This window comes from Streptomyces sp. NBC_00464 (genome assembly GCF_036013915.1).
Lineage (GTDB): Bacteria > Actinomycetota > Actinomycetes > Streptomycetales > Streptomycetaceae > Streptomyces.
Genome location: NZ_CP107899.1, coordinates 1553529 through 1572006 on the forward strand (window position 1 = coordinate 1553529; position 18478 = coordinate 1572006).

Annotated in this window: 14 protein-coding genes; 2 read left to right on the forward strand and 12 right to left on the reverse strand. The window is 70.7% G+C overall.

Going from position 1 to position 18478, the window contains the following annotated elements; genetic code table 11:
- The 9 genes from OG912_RS06600 to OG912_RS06640 all read right to left on the reverse strand — a co-directional run bounded on the left by OG912_RS06600 (window position 1) and on the right by OG912_RS06640 (window position 12007).
- Window positions 1–789, reverse strand: coding sequence for a hypothetical protein (locus tag OG912_RS06600; protein WP_327708579.1), 789 nt, complete (start codon window positions 787–789; stop codon window positions 1–3).
- Between the two features lie 23 nt (window positions 790–812).
- Complete coding sequence (locus tag OG912_RS06605) at window positions 813–998, reverse strand: nucleotidyltransferase domain-containing protein (RefSeq protein ID WP_327708580.1); 186 nt, start codon at window positions 996–998, stop codon at window positions 813–815.
- 43 nt (window positions 999–1041) lie between these two features.
- Window positions 1042–2304 carry a 3-phosphoshikimate 1-carboxyvinyltransferase gene (gene aroA, locus OG912_RS06610; RefSeq protein WP_327708581.1) on the reverse strand — a complete coding sequence of 421 codons (1263 nt, stop codon included), beginning with the start codon at window positions 2302–2304 and terminating at the stop codon, window positions 1042–1044.
- An 84-nt stretch (window positions 2305–2388) separates the two neighbouring features.
- Window positions 2389–4350, reverse strand: a complete 1962-nt coding sequence (locus tag OG912_RS06615) for an acyl-CoA dehydrogenase family protein (RefSeq protein ID WP_327708582.1) — start codon at window positions 4348–4350, stop codon at window positions 2389–2391.
- A gap of 259 nt (window positions 4351–4609) precedes the next feature.
- On the reverse strand, window positions 4610–5095 hold the full coding sequence (locus tag OG912_RS06620; RefSeq protein WP_327708583.1) for a hypothetical protein: 486 nt from the start codon (window positions 5093–5095) through the stop codon (window positions 4610–4612).
- A 160-nt stretch (window positions 5096–5255) separates the two neighbouring features.
- Entirely contained in the window at window positions 5256–5624 is a 369-nt protein-coding gene (locus OG912_RS06625; protein ID WP_327708584.1) for a hypothetical protein, read from the reverse strand.
- Between the two features lie 629 nt (window positions 5625–6253).
- On the reverse strand, window positions 6254–7699 hold the full coding sequence (locus tag OG912_RS06630; RefSeq protein WP_327708585.1) for an aldehyde dehydrogenase family protein: 1446 nt from the start codon (window positions 7697–7699) through the stop codon (window positions 6254–6256).
- Between the two features lie 149 nt (window positions 7700–7848).
- Complete coding sequence (locus tag OG912_RS06635) at window positions 7849–9417, reverse strand: PucR family transcriptional regulator (protein ID WP_327708586.1); 1569 nt, start codon at window positions 9415–9417, stop codon at window positions 7849–7851.
- Between the two features lie 118 nt (window positions 9418–9535).
- Window positions 9536–12007 (reverse strand): ATP/GTP-binding protein, encoded by a 2472-nt coding sequence (locus OG912_RS06640; protein ID WP_327708587.1) that lies wholly within the window; start codon window positions 12005–12007, stop codon window positions 9536–9538.
- Window positions 12008–12275: 268 nt separating this feature from the next.
- Between OG912_RS06640 and gabT the strand changes: the two genes are divergently transcribed.
- Window positions 12276–13616, forward strand: a complete 1341-nt coding sequence (gabT, locus tag OG912_RS06645; protein ID WP_327708588.1) for a 4-aminobutyrate--2-oxoglutarate transaminase — start codon at window positions 12276–12278, stop codon at window positions 13614–13616.
- A 155-nt stretch (window positions 13617–13771) separates the two neighbouring features.
- Complete coding sequence (locus tag OG912_RS06650) at window positions 13772–14590, forward strand: phosphatase PAP2 family protein (RefSeq protein ID WP_327708589.1); 819 nt, start codon at window positions 13772–13774, stop codon at window positions 14588–14590.
- Here the strand turns inward: OG912_RS06650 and OG912_RS06655 are convergent.
- From OG912_RS06655 to OG912_RS06665, 3 genes are all read right to left on the reverse strand, one after another.
- The gene (locus OG912_RS06655) at window positions 14541–16370 is read right to left on the reverse strand and encodes a chitinase (protein ID WP_327708590.1); all 1830 of its coding nucleotides are present in this window, start codon (window positions 16368–16370) and stop codon (window positions 14541–14543) included. The two genes, OG912_RS06650 and OG912_RS06655, sit on opposite strands and share 50 nt — an antisense overlap.
- A gap of 99 nt (window positions 16371–16469) precedes the next feature.
- Window positions 16470–16919 carry a hypothetical protein gene (locus OG912_RS06660; protein ID WP_327708591.1) on the reverse strand — a complete coding sequence of 150 codons (450 nt, stop codon included), beginning with the start codon at window positions 16917–16919 and terminating at the stop codon, window positions 16470–16472.
- 136 nt (window positions 16920–17055) lie between these two features.
- Window positions 17056–18471: an NAD(P)/FAD-dependent oxidoreductase gene (locus OG912_RS06665; RefSeq protein WP_327708592.1), complete on the reverse strand. Its 1416-nt coding sequence runs from the start codon at window positions 18469–18471 to the stop codon at window positions 17056–17058.
- Window positions 18472–18478: the final 7 nt, after the last annotated feature.

Genomic DNA, 18478 nt, shown 5'->3' on the forward strand with positions numbered 1-18478 from the left:
TCAGACCTTCGCCGCACGGAACTTGGCCCACTGGGAGGCCATGACCTCGGGCGGCACTCCGCCGACGTCCTTGGTCGAGGTGATCTCCGCCCGGAAGGCGAGGGTCGTGGAGCCGGAACGGACGACGGTGAGGTACTCGTACAGCTTCTCCTTCCCCTTCACGTCGAGGATGGTGAAGCGGTACGCCTTCGACTCGTCGGCCTCGGCGGCGAAGGCGGGCGCCTTGACGGGTTCAGCCTTGAGGTACTTCGCCGCCGCGACGGCCCGCTCCTCGGTGAATCCGCCGGCGCAGTCCTGGCCGGCCTTGTCGAGGGCCTTCATGACGGTGGCCGCGCCGCCGTTCGCGTAGCTGCGCAGGGTGACGTCGACGGTGAGGCCGAGCATCTCGTCCGGGACGTCTACCTTGCGCTGGACCTGGGCGGCCGGGTCCGGGTCGCCGACCTCGCCGGCGAGGCTGACGAGCGGCTGACAGCCGGCCGGGGCGGCGGTGTACGCATCACCGAGCGGGCCGTCCAGGACGTACTCGGACGCGGTGTACTTGCCGACCTTCTCGCCGTCCGTGAAGGACGCGGCCGTCAGCTGAGCCTCATCGGGCGCGCCCGGCGCGGAGGGCTTGGCCGAGGCCTTGCCGTCCTTGTCCGCGCCGGCGGAGCTGCCGGAACCGCCCGCACTGTCCTCGTCACCGCCGCAGGCGGATACGCCCAGAGCCATCGTGGCCGCGATCCCGATGACCGCCAAGCGGCGCCACCGCCCGCGCAGGTTCGTCGCCCCGTACATGTCTGTCTCCATTCCTCGGTCCCCGGTCCACCGGCTCAGAAATGCGTGGCCACGCCGAACTTCCTGCGGAGCCGGGCCATGTCGTGCAGGTCCGCTGCGCCGAGGTCCTTGTGGCTGCGGGTCTCCTCGCCCAGCAGGGCATCGACACCCCGGCCACCGGCGATCACCGCATCCGCACCGGCCCCGCGCACCACGGACAGCACATCGGCGGCGGACATCATGGCGCGGAGCCTATCGGTCCCGCACCGCCCCGTGTCCGGAGATTCAGCGGCCGGCCCGCTGTCCGGCCAGGAGCTGTGCGAACTCGGCGAAGGCCTCGTGGAACCGGGGGAACGTCTTGCGTACGCAGCCGGGGTCGTCGTACGTGATGCCGGGTGTCCGCAGGCCGGTGACGGCGAACGACATGACGATGCGGTGGTCGCCGTGGGTGGCGATCTCCGTGGGCCGGGGTGTACCCGGCCGGATCTCGATCCAGTCCGGTCCGGTGGCGACCGTGATGCCCATCCGGCGGAGGTTCTCGGCGCACGCCTCCAGCCGGTCGCACTCCTTGACCCGGGTGTTGCCGACGTCCTCGATGCGGACCGGTCCCGAGGCGAAGGGGGCGAGGCCGGCCAGCGTCGGCATGGTGTCGGAGATGTCACGCATGTTGACCGTGATGCCGGTCAGGCGGCCGGTGGACCGGACCGTCGTGGCATCGGCCGTCGTGCGCACCTCCGCACCCATGCGGCGCAGGACGTCGACGAACCGCAGATCCCCCTGGAGGGCGCCCTGTCCGAGGCCGGGAACGGTGACCTCACCGCCCGTGAGGGCCGCGGCCGCGAAGAAGTAACTGGCGGTGGAGGCATCGGGCTCGATGGCGTAGGTGGTGGCCCGGTAGCCGCCGGGCGGCACCGTGAAGACCGTGTTGCCGGGGCCGCCGCGGGTGACCTCGACGCCGAAGCTGCGCATCATCGCCAGAGTGATCTCGATGTACGGCGCCGACACCAGATCGGTGACGGTGATCGTGAGCCCTTGCGAGGTCAGCGGCCCGAGCATCAGCAGCGCGGTGAGGTACTGACTGGACTGCCCGGCGTCCAGGGTCAGTTCGCCGCCCTTGATGCCGGCGGCCTCGATGCGCAGCGGGTGGTGGCCCTCGGCGGCCTCGTGGTGGAGGTCGACGCCGAGCGTGCGCAGCGCCTCGGTGAGCGGGGCGAGCGGGCGGCGGCGCATCTGGGCGGAGGCGTCGAAGCGGAAGCTGCCGCGGGCGCCGGCCGCCGCGAGGGTGGGCAGGAACCGGGCGGTGGTCGCGCCGTCCCGGCAGTAGACGTCGGCGTCGGTCGCCCCGGGCCCGGCCGGGCGGCCCGTGATCTGCCAGGCCTCCGCCTCCCGCTTCACCTCGTATCCGAGGGCGGTGAGCCCTTCGGCGAAGCCTTCGGTGTCGTCCGAGCTCAGTGGACGTACGAGGGTGCTGGTGCCGTTCGCGGCGGCGGCCAGGAAGAGGGCGCGCGCGGTGACGGACTTGGAACCGGGGACATGGATGACGGTCACGGGCGCCCATCCTGCCGTGCCGTGCGCACGGCGGCGGGGCGCGTCCATCGAGTGGACGCGCCCCGCCGGTCGGGCGTCGGAAACTCAGCGGATCGGCCGGTGGGCGTTCTCCCGGACCGAGGGGCCGGGGGTGGCGTCGGCGATCCACGGGCCGTCGCCGCTCGGGTCGATGATGCCCTCCTCCAGCCAGGTGTACGTGCCGGACAGGACGCCGTCGACCACCCGCCGGTCGAGGTCGTCGGTGTTGGACCAGAGCCGGGTGAAGAGCTCCTCGACCCGGATCCGGGACTGGCGGCAGAAGGTGTCGGCGAGCTGGTACGCCTCGCGGCCGTGGTCGCCCTCGGTGCGCAGCAGTTCGGCCCGGACGCAGGCGGCGCTCATGGCGAAGAGTTCCGCGCCGATGTCGACGATCCTGCCGAGGAAGCCCTGCTTGGTCTCCATCCGGCCCTGCCAGCGGGACATGGCGTAGAAGGTGGAGCGGGCCAGTTTGCGGGAGGCCCGCTCGACGTAGCGGAGGTGCCCGGACAGGTCGGCGTGGCCGGACGGGTGGAAGTCCCCGTAGGTGCCCGGGAGCTGTCCCGGTCCGGCGACGAGTTTCGGCAGCCACTTGGCGTAGAACCCGGCCGCGTTCGCACCCGCCCTGGCCTTGGCGGAGAGCGGCTTGTCGGGGTCGATGATGTCGCCCGCGACCTTGAGGTGTGCGTCGACCGCCTCGCGGGCGATGAGCAGGTGCATGATCTCCGTCGAGCCCTCGAAGATCCGGTTGATCCGCATGTCCCTGAGCATCTGCTCGGCGGGGACGGCCCGTTCGCCGCGGGCGGCGAGGGAGTCCGCGGTCTCGAAGCCCCGGCCGCCGCGGATCTGGACCAGTTCGTCGGCCATCAGGCAGCCCATCTCGGAGCCGTACAGCTTGGCGAGCGCGGCTTCGATCCGGATGTCGTTGCGGTCCTCGTCCGCCATCTGCGAGGAGAGGTCGACGACGGCTTCGAGGGCGAAGGTGGTCGCTGCGATGAAAGAGATCTTCGCGCCGACGGCCTCGTGCCGGGCGACCGGCCTGCCCCACTGCTCACGGACCGCCGACCATTCGCGGGCGATCTTCAGACACCATTTCCCGGAGCCGACACACATGGCGGGCAGTGAGAGCCGGCCGGTGTTGAGGGTGGTCAGCGCGATCTTGAGCCCGGCACCCTCCGGTCCGATACGGTTCGCGGCCGGCACGCGCACCTGGTGGAAGCGGGTGACGCCGTTCTCCAGACCGCGCAGGCCCATGAAGGCGTTGCGGTGCTCCACGGTGATGCCCGGGGCGTCGGCCTCGACCACGAAGGCCGTGATGCCGCCCTTGTGCCCTTCCGACTTCGGTACGCGCGCCATGACGACCAGGAGGTCCGCGACGACCCCGTTGGTCGTCCACAGCTTCACTCCGTCGAGGATGTAGTCGTCCCCGTCCCGAACGGCCGAGGTGGCGAGCCGGGCCGGGTCGGAGCCCACGTCCGGTTCGGTGAGGAGGAACGCCGAGATGTCGGTACGGGCCAGCCGGGGCAGGAAGGTGTCCTTCTGCTCCTGGCTGCCGAAGATCTTCAGGGGCTGCGGAACGCCGATGGACTGGTGGGCGGAGAGCAGGGCGCCGATCGCGGGGCTGGCGGAGCCGACCAGGGCGAGGGCCTTGTTGTAGTAGACCTGTGTCAGCCCGAGGCCGCCGTACTTCACGTCGATCTTCATGCCCAGCGCGCCGAGTTCCTTGAGGCCGTTGACGACCTCGTCGGGGATCCTCGCCTCGCGCTCGATGAGGGCGCCGTCGATCCGGGTCTCGCAGAAGTCGCGCAGCCGGGCGAGGAACTCCTCGCCCCGCCGGACGTCCTCGGCGGCGGGCAGCGGATGCGGGTGGATCAGGTCGAGCCGGAAGCGGCCCAGGAAGAGTTCCTTGGCGAAACTGGGTTTGCGCCAGTCCTGCTCGCGCGCGTCCTCGGCCACCTGTCGCGCTTCGCGTTCGGTGACCTTGGGCGGGTGCGGTTGTGCGGACGGACGTTGTGCGGATGGTGCGGACATGAGGAGCTCACCTCGCCGCTTCGTCGGGTGGGTGGTCCCGACAGGCCCGCGGGCGGCGGGGGCCGTCCGCTCTTGCGTACCTATCGGTTCTACTCGTCCGTATGTACCCGATTCCCGGCCCTGCCACCATCCTCAGGGCGCCGATCGGGTCGGTTGCCACTCCACTGCCCGCCGGGGCGTGCGGCATGCCGGAAACCCAGGCATCTCCGGAGCCCGAGCTGCGGTACGCCACAGCGCCCGGCGCCGCGTACCGGCCCCGTCAAGGGCAGGAGCCCTCGTCCACCTGCAGTTTCACGGTCGCGGGATTGTGGAACGGCTCGCCCGCACGGGGCTCCTGCGTACAGACCCAGCCGGCGATATCCCCGGATTCAGCGCTGCCGGTCGGGGCTGCGGTCCCGGTTGACAGCTTGATGTCAGCAGCCGGATAGCCCATGTCCAAGATCGCCTCTTCGGCGGTCCGGACATCTTTTCCTGCCAGGTCGGGCATCCTGGGCACGGCGTTGTGGCCTGTCCACGTCTTGAGGCAGCGCTCGGAATTGAGAACCACACCGAAATCTACGGACTGCGGAGGACCCCCCTTCCTTTGAAGGCACACCTTCCAGCGGCTCGGCGCGCTCTTGTTCACATTCCGACCCAGGCCGGTCACATCCCTGAGGCTGTAACCCTTTCCGGCGGCTATGGCCGCCGTTATCGCGGCCTCCAACCCTTTTCCGGACTGTTCACTCATGACCTGCTCGGCAGACACCTGGCCGGAGGTACCGCTCTGGCCACCGCATCCCGATACTGCAGAAGCACCGACCATTGCAGCTGCCACTACAAGCACATACCGAATAGATGACTTCACGCAAGACCTCCAACAACGATGGAGGGGAGGGCAACTCCCCTCCCCTCCATCGCCGAATCGCTTAGGCTATTCCAACCGTGTAAAGGCTGCAAAGGTTCGTGAGGATGAGATACCCGTCGTATTCGCCCACGCAGGCCCGGAAATCTACGCGCTCGCCCTCGGCGACATCAAGGTCCACATCCCGCGTCGTCCCCTTTCCATTGGGGTTCCAGTACGTGTAGAGACCATCACCCCAGTTGACCTGAGCAACGGCAGAATGTCCGTCCGCGTAGTCGTCCGTGATGAGAAGGTGTTCACCGTAATCTCTGAATGTCGCAGTGGCGCCGTCCCCGTACGCATAGACCTCACCGGACGTGGCGAACGCGTTCGAACCGCACAGGCCGATCGCGACAGCCGCAGGAACAACGAGCGAGCGAAGAAGCTTACGCACAGACATACACCTTTCAATCGCCTATAAATCTTGACGTTTATCGCAGCAAACCGCCAGAGCCCTCGACCCGCGTCACAAACCTCCGCTGAACTTCAGGCAGATCCGCACGTCATGACGATATTCCCAGAGTGATCAACCTGTAAAGGTGTCATCCACATCTTTACATCCGCCCAGACGCACCCGGCGCCCGGCACCCGGCCTTTGGAGTAGACCCCTGCACCGCGACATTCAATTGCTTTGAAGCTGGATTGCCCAACCCTCTGCACGGTCAGGCAATTCGTCCGCAGTCACCCCGTTCTGCGGTTGGGCAATTCAACGCACACGGGACGACCACATCCCGGAAGGTAAGTACATTTACTCAATTTCGGCGCCGCTTGGACTTTTGACCGTATTGGACATGCAACTCCCCTATATATAACGGTTGGACCGGGAGACCATCCACACCGTGGCTTCACACACCTGGGGGGACCTCCCGTAGGGGCACAGCCCCACCGTGCGCCGGGCGCACGCAGAAACGGCCCGAACCCCCGCACAGCGGGTTCGGGCCGTTCTCCTGCCACCCGACGCCTGCCCTCTCGCTGTCCGGGCGGAGTGCGGGCGGCGTGCGGGCGGCGTGCGGGCGGCAGGGCTTACAGAGCGAGGCCTGTGAGGACCAGGACGCGCTCGTAGGTGTAGTCGTCCATCGCGTAACGAACACCCTCACGCCCCACGCCGGACTGCTTGGCGCCGCCGTAGGGCATCTGGTCGGCGCGGTACGAGGGGACGTCGCCGATGATCACGCCGCCGACCTCCAGGGCGCGGTGGGCGCGGAAGGCGGTCTGCAGGTCGTGGGTGAACACGCCTGCCTGGAGGCCGTACTTGGAGGAGTTCACCGAGGCGAAGGCCGCGGCCTCGCCGTCCACCTTCTGCACCGAGAGGACCGGTCCGAAGACCTCCTCGTGGGAGAGGGTGACACCGTCGGGGAGCTCGGCGAGGACGGTCGGCGCGTACGTGGCCCCGTCGCGCTTGCCGCCGGCGAGCAGCTGGGCACCGGCCTGCACGGCCTCGTCGACCCAGGACTCGACGCGCTTGGCGGCGTTCTCGTCGACGAGCGGGCCGACGTCGGTGGCGGCGTCGGACGGGTCGCCGGTGACCTGGGCCTCCACGGCCGCGACGATCTTCGGCAGGAGCCGGTCGTAGACCGCGGCGTCCGCGATGACGCGCTGCACCGAGATGCAGGACTGGCCGCCCTGGTAGTTGGAGAAGGTCGCAATACGGGTCGCGGCCCAGTCCAGGTCCTTCTCGGAGGCGTAGTCGCCGAGGACGACCGCGGCGCCGTTGCCGCCGAGTTCCAGGGTGCAGTGCTTGCGCGGCACCGAGTCCATGATCGAGTAGCCGACCGGGGCGGACCCGGTGAACGAGATCACGGGCAGGCGCTCGTCCTGGACGAGGGCGGGCATGCGGTCGTTGGGGACCGTCAGCACCGACCAGGATCCGGCGGGCAGGTCGGTCTCGGCCAGCAGCTCGCCCAGGATCAGCGAGGAGATCGGGGTGGCCGGGGCGGGCTTCAGGATGATCGGGGCGCCCACGGCGATGGCCGGGGCGACCTTGTGGGCACTCAGGTTCAGCGGGAAGTTGAACGGGGCGATGCCGAGGACCGTGCCGCGCGGGAAGCGGCGGGTCAGACCGAGACGGCCGGTGCCGCCGGCGTCGGTGTCCAGGCGCTGGGCGTCACCGCTGTTGAAGCGGCGGGCCTCCTCGGAGGCGAACCGGAACACGGAGACGGCCCGGCCGACCTCGCCGCGCGCCCACTTGATCGGCTTGCCGTTCTCGGCGGAGATCACCTGGGCGATCTCCTCGGTGCGCTCCGTCAGGCGCCGTGCCACGTGATCGAGGGCGGCGGCGCGGACGTGGGCCGGGGTCGCGGCGAACTCGTCGCGTACGGCGTGTGCGGCGGCGACGGCCTCCTCGACCTGGGCCTCGGTGGGCACGCTGACGGTGCCGACGAGACGCCCGTCCCAGGAGTTGGTGACGTCGAAGCTTTCCTCGCCGGTGGCCTCTCGGCCGGCCAGCCAGAAGGCGTGGGTGGAGGTCATGGAGGTTCCGGCCCTTCGATGTCGTGGGGTGTTCCGTCCCCACCGTAGGGCCGCGGCGTCCGCCCGGCGTTTGTCCGGGGTGGAGCACAGGCGGGGCGTGGTACGCCGGTTTGTCGCAGCCGAGAGACGTCGCAGCCGAGAGAAACGGGTTACGACGCCGTCGGCGGGTTCGCGACCTTGAGAGCCAGCCACAGCTCCATCCGTACGTCCGGATCGTCCAGCGAACGGCCCAGGATCTCCTCCACGCGCCGCATGCGGTAGCGCAGGGTGTGCCGGTGAACGCCCAGGTCCGCGGCGGCAGCATCCCACTGGCCGTGGTGGGAGAGCCAGGCCCGCAGGGAGGCGACGAGGTCGCCGCGGCCCTTGGCGTCGTGCTCGTACAGGGCACGGAGCATGCCGTCGGCGAAGGCCCTGACCGCATCGTCCGCGAGCAGCGGCAGTACGGATCCGGCCGCCAGCTCCTCGTGCTCCACCAGGGCCCTGCCGCGCCGGCGGGCGACCGAGAGTGCCTGTTCGGCCTGCTTGTACGCGGCCGAGACGGCGATCGGTCCCGCCGGGGCGGAGAGGCCGATGACCACCTGACCGTCCTCCGTGGACGGTTCGCGCGGGGGCGCGGCCTCCTGGGCCTCGGCGTAGGCGGCGCAGGCGGCGACCGCGGCGCCGCCGTCGGCGGCGAGCACGACGAGGCGCTCTCCCTCGGGCACCACCAGCAGCGCCTCCCCGGACCGGGCGGCGGCCGTCTCCATGGCTTCGGTCAGCTGCGCCGTGGTCGACGGTTCGGCGGTCTCGGCGATGAGCAGCCGGAAGGGTGCGTCGAGCAGCCCGCCGTACAGATCCCCGGCGACGCCGCGCGCGTGGTCGGGCTGGCCGGCCAGGAGCATGCGCAGCACCGCGGCGCCGAGCCGTTGTTCGGCGCCCTGGAGCGAGCGGGAGCGGGCGGTGGTGAGGGTGAGCAGGGCGACCGCCGAGTGCACCGCGTAACGCTCCGCCGTACCGAGAGCCGCCCCGGTGCCCACGGCCAGTGCGCCGCGGACCCGCCGCCCTGTGCCCAGGGACTGGAGCTCGACGCGGTCGTCGGTGTCGCCGACGACGACGCTGGCCGGCGCCGGGCGCTCCCGCAGGCGCTCCACGTCGGGGGTGAGCCGGGCGGCGCGGCGGGCCGCCCAGTCGGGGGCGGCGGCCACGACGGCCCCGGAGGCGTCGTACAGCGCGGCCCAGCCGTCGACGTGCGCGGCGAGCCGGATGAGGAGTTCGGCGGGGCCGTCCCCGGCGAGGGCCGCCCTGGTCAGTTCCCGCTGCGCCTCGAAGCCCGCGGTGACGGCCCGGTACTGATCGGCGGCGATCTCCGAGGAGACGGCCTTGGCGATGGCGAGGAACGGGGTGCGGCGCGGCACTTCGAGCAGGGGCAGCCCGGCTTCCTCGGCGGCGTCGACCAGTGGCTGCGGTACGTCGTCGTAGGTGACCCCGACGGCGAAGCCCAGCCCGACGACTCCGGCCCCGGCCAGCCGTCGTACGTACCGCCGCATCGCTTCCGGATTCTCCGCGTCGAGGTTCGTCGCGGTGACCAGGAGCAGCTCACCGCCCTCCATGTAGGGGACGGGGTCGGCCAGCTCACTGGCATGCGCCCAGCGCACCGGCGTATCGAGCCGGTCCGCCCCCGCACGCACCGTGAGTTTGAGCGCCGAGTGCTGGACGAGCGAGGCGAGCGTGGGGGGCATGGGGATCGGGGGACCTTTGAGGAGGGGGCGATTTCGCCGTCCCGTATGAACGGCTCCCGGCGATTCTGCCAGGGTGGCAGAGTCCCCGTCACCGCCGTACAGGCCTCGGTGCCCTCCGTCAGCCGCCCAGCCGCACCAGGAGCGGGGAGGCGTGTTCGCCGTCGACCGTGGTGAGGGAGAGCACCGCGTGGCCGGCAGGCAGCTCGTACGCCAGTCCGGAGGCGGACCATCGCTCCCGCTCCACCTGGCGCACGGTCACCGCATCCGTGGTGACGGCCTTGCCGGTGGCCATCTTCCGCAGGGCGTGCAGCGCGCGGGTGAGCGGCTGGTCGGCGAAGACACCGTGCTGGGCGACCTCACGGACCTCCACCCACTCCTTGCCCCATGCCTCGGCGAAGCGTTTGCCGTCCCAGGTGGTGACGCCGGGGAAGACCATGGTGCAGCCGACCGCGCCGAGCAGTGCCGTGTGCAGCTCCTCGGGTACGTCGTCCAGGGTGCGCAGGGCGAGCACCGCCCCGGCGTTGACGGAGCGCAGCCTGCGGATACCCCGGACGCTTTCGGCGGTGACCGTGTGGGTCGCGTCGTCCAGGACCAGGCAGACGAAGAGCGAACGGTCGGCGCGGGCCGCGGTGATCGCGTTGAACTGCGCGAGGACGATCCGGGCCAGCACCCGGGACGCCTCGGCGTGGGCGCGTTCCGGCAGATCGATGCGCACCCGCAGCGGGTGCTGTTCCAGGGAGCGCAGCGAGAACGGGCGGGCGTCGCTTCCGGTGGCGAAGAACCCGGCGAAGGCCGGCCGGTCGAGCACGGCGATCCGGTCGGCGAGGACGGCGGCAGGATCACCGGCGCCGCTCGCCTGACGCTGCCGGGCATCCAGCTCCCGCAGCATCGTGCGGTGCCCGGCCGATTCCAGGGCTTCACGCAGGCTGCCCAGCGCGGCCGCGGAGCCTTCGAGGAGTTCGCGGAGCTCGGGTACGCCGGGAAAGGTGCCGTGAACGGCACGGTACGGGCCGAGCAGCTGGCCGAGCGCGGTCGCCGCGCGCCGGGTGTCCAGTGCGGGAAGGTCTCCGGCCAGGCCCTCCGCGAGGGCGGCGGCCGCCTCGTCGGGGTCGGTCGTTCCGCCGTACAGGTCGAAGTCGTGCATGGACGCGGGGTCGCCGATCTTGACGACGACGTCGTAGGCCCCGTCCGGGCCGAGCCGGTCACCGGCCCCGCCGACGGCGAGCACCGCCGCCTGACCGGTGAGCGCCCGCAGGGCGAGGGATTCGACGACGGGCCGCACCAGCCGTTCCGTCTTGCCCGTGCCGGGCGGTCCGACGACCAGCAGCGAGGTGCCGAGCGACGCGGGTTCCAACGCCATGCCCGAGCCGCGGCGGGCATAGGGATTGCGTGGGTCGTCGGTGCAGTCGCCGATGCGGACCTGGCCGGTGAGCGGGTCGTGCACGGCGGTGCGCCGTGGCAGGTCCCGGCGGCCGGAGGGGTGGAGGTAAGCGTCGGCGCCCTTGCGCAGCACCGTCTCGGTGAACGAGGCACGCAGGTCGGGGCGGGTCCGCGCGGTGCCCCACGCATGGCGCAGCCGTACGCAGTCGATGTCGTTCAGCCGGTCGCCGCGCACGGCGGCGGTGAGTGCCTCCGCGGCGTCCGTGCTCCCGGCGGCCCGCATCTCGGGCCAGTGGGCGAGGTCGGGACCGGACTGCGCGGGAGCGGTCCGGGGCTGCCGCGGACCGGGTTCACCGCGCCCCAGGAGGGGGCCGAGCTCTGCCGACCACTGGCCGATCCTCGCGAAGGGCCACACGATCGCGGTGCCGATCAGGGCGTAGAGCACGATCGAGACGAAAAGCGCCACGTACTGGTTGCCACCCCCTTGCAGCCAGCTGGTCGGAACCGCGGGCAGGATGACATCGGCGAGCGGTACCCACCGGGTCCAGACGAGCCAGATGGCGAGTGCCGCGCCGGACGCCGAGACCACCAGCCTGGCCCGGCCCAGCCGGGGGCCGGCGAAGTAGCGGAACACATGGGCCCAGCCGCCGATCCGGGCGGCCCAGCAGCCCAGGCCGAGGACCAGAACCTGGAGGTAGAGCGCGTTGGAGTTGCGTACCAGCGGCGGCGCGTCCGGCCTGAGGATGTGGTACGGCCACCACTCGGGACCTGTGATGATCTCGATCGGCCAGAACGCATAGGGCACCACGCGCTCCGAGAGCAGCAGCCACAGCAGGAGCCACAGCGCCATAGTGGCCAACGGACCCACCAGCGAGGGGCGCGGCGGGCGCTCGGCGGGCCGTGGCACGTACGCGTACCGCCAGATGCCCGGCCCGGCCGCGGGGCGGGGCGCGTTCAGCCACTCGGCCGTGTGCGACCGGGCATCCGGCGGCCGGTGCCCCCCGGGGGAGGCCACGGGCCGCTGCGGGACGGAGGGCGGCGCAGCGGGCGGCGGGATCGTGGGAGGGAACGCCGGCGGGGCGACGGGCGGAGGGCCGGGCGGCAGCGCGGGGGGCGGGCCTGCCGGGTGCGGCACGGAGCTCCCGGTCCGGCCGCCGGGCGGCTGCCCGCCCCGCGTGCCCCGGGTGCCGTGCGTGCCTTCGTTGTCCATGAACCGTTGCCCCCTGACCAGCCAGGTCCGACCGCTGCACCGGCCAATCTAGTGCGCGAACACGGTGAGTTCAGCCAGGCGCCCGGATAGTGACGGGCCAGGGGCCGCAACGTCTCCGCCGCACCTCGTGTCCGTCTTCTGTCCGTCTTCTGTCCGTCGCGGACAAGGACACGCCCGCCACCACTCCCGATCGGAGCATGCCGGACCCCTGCCCCCGCCCCTAGCCTGCAGAAAGAGAAGCGTCCTAAACACCCCCCAGGAGCCCCGCATGACCGCAATTCCGCAGGAGCGCCGCGTCGTCACTGCCATTCCCGGCCCGAAGTCCGTGGAGCTGCAGGCCCGCCGGCTTGCGACGGTCGCCGCAGGTGTGGGCTCCACCCTGCCGGTGTTCACCGCCCGCGCGGGCGGCGGGATCATCGAGGACGTGGACGGGAACCGTCTGATCGACTTCGGTTCCGGCATCGCCGTGACGTCCGTCGGCGCCTCCGCCGAGGCCGTCGTGCGCCGCGCCTCCGCCCAGCTGGCCGACTTCACCCACACCTGTTTCATGGTCACGCCGTACGAGGGGTACGTCGAGGTCTGCGAGCAGCTCGCCGAGCTCACGCCGGGCGACCACGCGAAGAAGTCCGCGCTGTTCAACTCGGGCGCCGAGGCCGTCGAGAACGCGGTGAAGATCGCCCGCGCCCACACCAAGCGCACCGCCGTCGTCGTCTTCGACCACGGCTACCACGGCCGGACCAACCTGACGATGGCGCTGACGGCGAAGAACATGCCGTACAAGCAGGGTTTCGGTCCGTTCGCGCCCGAGGTCTACCGGGTGCCGGTCGCGTACGGCTACCGCTGGCCGACCGGTGCCGAGAACGCCGGCGCCGAGGCCTCCGCCCAGGCCATCGACCAGATCACCAAGCAGATCGGCGCGGACAACGTCGCCGCGATCATCATCGAGCCTGTTCTCGGCGAGGGCGGCTTCATCGAGCCGGCGAAGGGCTTCCTGCCGGCGATCGCGCAGTTCGCCAAGGACAACGGCATCGTCTTCGTCGCCGACGAGATCCAGTCCGGTTTCTGCCGCACCGGTCAGTGGTTCGCCTGCGAGGACGAGGGCATCGTCCCGGACCTGATCACGACCGCCAAGGGCATCGCGGGCGGCCTTCCGCTCTCCGCCGTGACCGGCCGCGCCGAGATCATGGACGCGGCGCACGCCGGCGGCCTCGGCGGTACATACGGCGGGAACCCGGTCGCCTGCGCGGGTGCGCTCGGCGCCATCGAGACGATGCGCGAGCTGGACCTGAACGGGAAGGCGAAGCGCATCGAGGAGGTCATGAAGGGGCGGCTCGCCGAGATGCAGTCGAAGCTGCCCAACGGTGACCTCATCGGTGACATCCGCGGCCGCGGCGCGATGATCGCGATCGAGCTGGTGAAGGCGGGCACGAAGGACCCGAACCCGGAGGTCGCCGCGCAGCTCGCGAAGGCCTGCCACGCCGAGGGCGTTCTCGTCCTCACCTGCGGCACGTACGGAAACGTCCTGCGCTTCCTGCCGCCGCTGGTCATCGGCGAGGACCTGCTGAACGAGGGCCTCGACGTCATCGAGCAGGCGTTCGCCGGGGTCTGATCCGGTCCGCGTGGTTGCGGGGCAGGCACGCACGGCGTTTTCTCCGGGCTTGCCCGGTGCCCGCGTGAGGGCCTGTGAAGAAGGTGTGCGGGGGCGATGGCGGGATACCGTTCGACCTGTCGGTCCCCCCATCGCCTGACGTACGGTTTCCGCAGATGAGAGAAACACCCCGCCCGCAGGAAACTGCGGGCGATACCGGGTCGGAGCTTCCCCAGCGCCGTCCTGGTTGTGCCTTCGCGCACACCACTGGGGCCTCCGGCCCCGGAACTCCTCACCGATCGGATGGCCGCTCGCCCCACACCCCCCGGGGCGCGCGGCAAACCGATCCGACCGTCCGTCCCGGAACACCCCCCCCTGTTCCGGGACGGACGGCTCTTTTCGTTTCGGTGGTGTCGGGCCTGCTGGCCCTGTTCGCGCTCACCACCTGGCAGATCGCGGCCGACGGCCCGCTGCGCCGGCTGGACGAGCGCGTCGGCCGGGCCCTCGTCGGACACGGCCCGCAGCGGCTCACCGAATTCCTCGCCGATCTCGGCAACATGCAGGTCGCGCTCCCGGTCCTCGGCTGCGCGGTCGCCTGGACCCTGGTGCGCGGGGAGCGCCGGGCTCCCCTCGCGGCCGCCCTGGCCATGATCGCGGTGCCGCTGCTCGTCGTACCGCTCAAGGACTGGATCGCCCGTCCGGGGCCGCTGACCGATGCCACCGGCTACTACCCGTCGGGCCATGCGGCGACGGCCGCGGTGGCGTACGGCGCCACGGCTCTCCTGCTGAGCCCGTACGTGCGGCGCGCATGGATGATGCCCGTCGCCGCCGTCCTGATGGCGGTGGCGACGGGCATCGGTCTGGTGCTCCGCGGCTACCACTGGCCGCTGGATGTGATCGGCAGCTGGTGTCTGTGCGGAGTGATGCTGGTGGCGCTGCGGTTGCTCAGCCGCCGAAGTAGGCGTCGAAGTTCTTCGAGAACTCCCAGTTGTTGAAGCGGTCCCAGTTGACGGACCACGTCATCAGCCCGCGCAGACCCGACCACGTCCCGTGCGTGGCGTACGAGCCGCAGTCGGTCTTCTTCGTCAGGCAGTTCAGCGCCTTGGTGACCTCGGCCGGCGAGGTGTGTCCGTTGCCCGCCTGGGTGGAGGCCGGCAGGCCGATGGAGACCTGGTCGGGGCGGAGGCCGGGGAAGACCTTCGTCTGGTCGCCCGCGACGGGGAACCCGGTCAGCAGCATGTCGGTCATCGCGATGTGGAAGTCGGCGCCGCCCATCGAGTGGTACTGGTTGTCCAGACCCATGATGGAACCCGAGTTGTAGTCCTGGACGTGCAGCAGGGTGAGGTCGTCGCGCAGCGCGTGGATCACCGGCAGGTAGGCCCCGGCGCGCGGGTCCTGGCCGCCCCACGGCCCGGAGCCGTAGTACTGGTAGCCGAGCTGCACGAAGAAGGTCTCGGGGGCCATGGTGAGGACGAACTTCGCGCCGTACTTGGCCTTGAGGGTCTTCACCGCGGAGATCAGATTGACGATCACCGGCGTGGTGGGGCTGCGGAAGTCGGTGTCGCCGGTGTTCAGCGAGAGCGAGTGGCCCTCGAAGTCGATGTCCAGGCCGTCGAGACCGTACTCGTCGATGATCTTGCTGACCGAGGAGACGAAGGTGTCACGGGCTGCGGTGGTGGCGAGCTGCACCTGGCCGTTCTGGCCGCCGATGGAGATCAGCACCTTCTTGCCGGCGGCCTGCTTGGCCTTGATGGCCGCCTTGAACTCGGCCACGGACTCGACGTTCGGGCACTCGGTGACCGGGCAGAGCGAGAAGCGGATGTCGCCGGAGGTAACGGAGGTCGGCTCGCCGAAGGCGAGGTCGATGACGTCCCAGGAATCGGGCACGTCCGCCATCCGCGTGTAGCCGGAGCCGTTGGCGAAGCTGGAGTGCAGATAGCCGACGAGCGCGTGGGCCGGCAGGTCCGCGCCACCTCCTCCCCCGCTGCTGCCGGTGGTCGTGGTGGCGGAGACGGCGGCGGACTTCGCGGACTCGCCCGCGGAGTTGGTGGCGCTGACCTGGAAGCTGTACGCGGTCGAGGCGGACAGGCCCGTCACGGTCGCCGAGGTGCCGGTGGCGGAGAGGACCTTCGTACCGCCCCGGTAGACGTTGTAGCCGGTGGCGCCCGTGGCGGCGGTCCAGGACAGCGGGACCGAGGAGGCGGTCGGCGTGCCGGCCTTGAGGCCGGCGGGGACCGCGGGGAGCGCGACCGGGTCGCCGCCGGGGCCGACGAGGGTGAGGTCGTCGGCGTAGTACGCGGGAGTGCCGTACCAGCCGTGCGTGTACACGGTGACCGAGGTGGTGGACGCACCCGTCTTGAACGTGGTGGTGAGCTGCTTCCAGTCCCCGGCGGACTGCGTCCACGTGGACACGTCCGTCGTGCCGGTGCCGTCCGCACCCAGGTAGACGTAACTGCCCTGCACCCAGGCGCTCAGCGTGTAGGTGGAATCGGGCTTGACCGTCACGGCCTGGGAGCACTTGGCGTTGTCGCTGCCTGCCGGGGTCGCCTTCAGCGCCGAGGTGCCGCCGTGTACGGGCGTGCTGACGGCGGCTCCGCTGCCGCCCGTACAGTTCCAGCCGGTCAGACCGGCCTCGAAGGTGCCGTTGCGCGCCAGATCGGCGTCGGCCGCGGCGGCGCCCGGTGCCGTGGCGGCCAGCCCGCCGACAGCCAGAAGGGCCACCGAGAAGGCGGCCAGAAGTCCGGTCATGCGGGCGGGGGGTCCCGTGCGTTCCACAACGGCCTCCGTGCAGGGGGGAATTGGGTGTGGCGCACAACATGGTCCAGACCAATCATGTTGTCAAGACCTCTGGCACCCCACCCCTCCCCTGTTCGCCTATTCCCTGCTTCCCGCCGCGGCTTCGTGCATCGCGAGTTCCAGCAGCGTGGCGTCGGTGAGTGTGCCGGATCCGTCCGGCGGGATCAGCCAGCGCACCCCGCCGACGGCGGCCCGCCCCGGGTGGGGAACCACGATCCAGGTGCCCGGGCCCGCACCCCGTACCCCTGTGCCCACCCAGCGGGCGACCGTGCCCGGCGGCACGAAGAAGCCCATGCGGGCGTCGCCGAAGTCGGAGAGGACCGGCCCCGGCCGGTCGATGAGGCGGGTGAGCACGTCGAGCGTCGGATAGCCCAGCTCCCCCGGGAGAATCAGCACGTCCCAGCGCCGGCCGGCGGGAAGGAGCGCGATCCCTCGCGGATTGCGCTCCCATTCCCGCCGGCAGGCGCCGGGATCCGGTGCCACCGATGCGAGCCACTCGACTGCTGCCTTGACCCCCGCGCCCGTCATGGCCGGCCTCCATTCCGTGTCTCACCGGCAGGAGTTGCCGGTGTGTACACCCGGGAGAGAGGGGTCGGGCCGATCCATTACGCGGGTTCGGCTACCAATCGGTAGTGAGCTGGGTCACGAGGCGACGCCCCCTGGCTCAGCTGTCGAAGCCGAGGCCCACGCGGTCCATCGTCCGCAGCCACAGATTGCGGTGGCCGCCGTTGTCGTCCGCCCTGGCCAGCGACCGCTTCGTCAGCTCGATCCCGGCCCAGGCGAGGGGCTCCGGCGGGAACGGCATCGGCTTCGTCCGCACCATCTCCAGGGCGGTCCGCTCGGTGGGACGGCCCGCGAGAAGGTCGAGCATGACGTCGGCTCCGAACCGGGTGGCCCCGACGCCGAGTCCGGTGAATCCGGCGGCGTAGGCGACCCGGCCCTGATGGGCCGTTCCGAAGAATGCGGAGAAACGGGAACAGGTGTCGATCGCACCGCCCCAGGCATGACTGAATCGCACGCCCGCCAATTGCGGAAAGCACTCGAAGAACTGCCCGGCGAGCTTCAGAAAGGTTTCCGGCCGCTGGTCGAGATCGGCGCTGAGCCGGCCTCCGTACGGATAGATCGCGTCGTATCCGCCCCAGAGGATCCGATTGTCCGCGGAAAGCCGGAAGTAGTGGAACTGATTGGCGCTGTCACCCAGCCCCTGCCGGTTCTTCCAGCCGATGGCGGCGAGCTGGTCCTCGGTCAGCGGCTCGGTCATCAGCGCGTAGTCGTAGACCGGGACGGTGTACGGGCGGACCCGCTTCACGAGCGACGGGAAGATGTTCGTCCCCAGCGCGACACGGCGGGCAAGGACCTTGCCGTACGGCGTCCGGACCGCCATTCCGGTTCCGGTTCTGGCCAGTTCCAGCCCGCGGGTGTGCTCGTAGATCCGCACCCCGAGGTCGAGACAGGCCTGCTTCAGCCCCCAGACCAGCTTGGCCGGATGCAGCATCGCGACGCCGCGTCGGTCCCAGAGACCGCCCAGGAACGTCGGTGAGTCGACTTGGGCACGCAGCTCGTCCCGGTCGAGGAACTCGACCCCGCCGAAGCCGTGCTGTTCGCTCTCCTGGTGCCATTCCCGCAGCTCTTCGAGCTGGTGGGGCTGGGTGGCGACATCGATCTCGCCGGTGCGCTCGAACTCGCAGTCGATGGAGTAGCGGGCCACGGCCGCCTCGATGGCGTCGAGGTTGCGCGCGCCCAGCTCCTCCAGCTTCTTGATCTCGTCCGGCCAGCGCTCCAGTCCGTTGGGCAGGCCGTGGGTGAGGGAGGCGGCACAGAATCCGCCGTTGCGGCCCGAGGCGGCCCAGCCCGTCTCGTGCCCCTCGATCAGGACGACATCGCGTTCCGGTTCGCGCTCCTTGGCGAGCAGCGCGGTCCACAGTCCGCTGTAGCCGCCGCCGATGACGAGGAGATCGCAGTGCTCGTCGCCGGTGAGCGCGGGAAGCGCGTCCGGCCTACCGGGGTCGTCCAGCCAGAACGACACCGGCTTCGCGTCGGCGAGCGATTGGGCAGCAGTACGCATGGCAGCTGGGGCCATGGTTTCC

Bases quoted from the DNA above. Each gene is read 5' to 3' on its own strand.
- OG912_RS06600 (WP_327708579.1), bottom strand. From the start codon at position 789: ATGGAGACAGACATGTACGGGGCGACGAACCTGCGCGGGCGGTGGCGC.
- OG912_RS06605 (WP_327708580.1), bottom strand. From the start codon at position 998: ATGATGTCCGCCGCCGATGTGCTGTCCGTGGTGCGCGGGGCCGGTGCG.
- OG912_RS06615 (WP_327708582.1), bottom strand. From the start codon at position 4,350: ATGTCCGCACCATCCGCACAACGTCCGTCCGCACAACCGCACCCGCCC.
- OG912_RS06630 (WP_327708585.1), bottom strand. From the start codon at position 7,699: ATGACCTCCACCCACGCCTTCTGGCTGGCCGGCCGAGAGGCCACCGGC.
- OG912_RS06635 (WP_327708586.1), bottom strand. From the start codon at position 9,417: ATGCCCCCCACGCTCGCCTCGCTCGTCCAGCACTCGGCGCTCAAACTC.
- OG912_RS06640 (WP_327708587.1), bottom strand. From the start codon at position 12,007: ATGGACAACGAAGGCACGCACGGCACCCGGGGCACGCGGGGCGGGCAG.
- gabT (WP_327708588.1), top strand. From the start codon at position 12,276: ATGACCGCAATTCCGCAGGAGCGCCGCGTCGTCACTGCCATTCCCGGC.
- OG912_RS06650 (WP_327708589.1), top strand. From the start codon at position 13,772: ATGAGAGAAACACCCCGCCCGCAGGAAACTGCGGGCGATACCGGGTCG.
- OG912_RS06660 (WP_327708591.1), bottom strand. From the start codon at position 16,919: ATGACGGGCGCGGGGGTCAAGGCAGCAGTCGAGTGGCTCGCATCGGTG.
- OG912_RS06665 (WP_327708592.1), bottom strand. From the start codon at position 18,471: ATGGCCCCAGCTGCCATGCGTACTGCTGCCCAATCGCTCGCCGACGCG.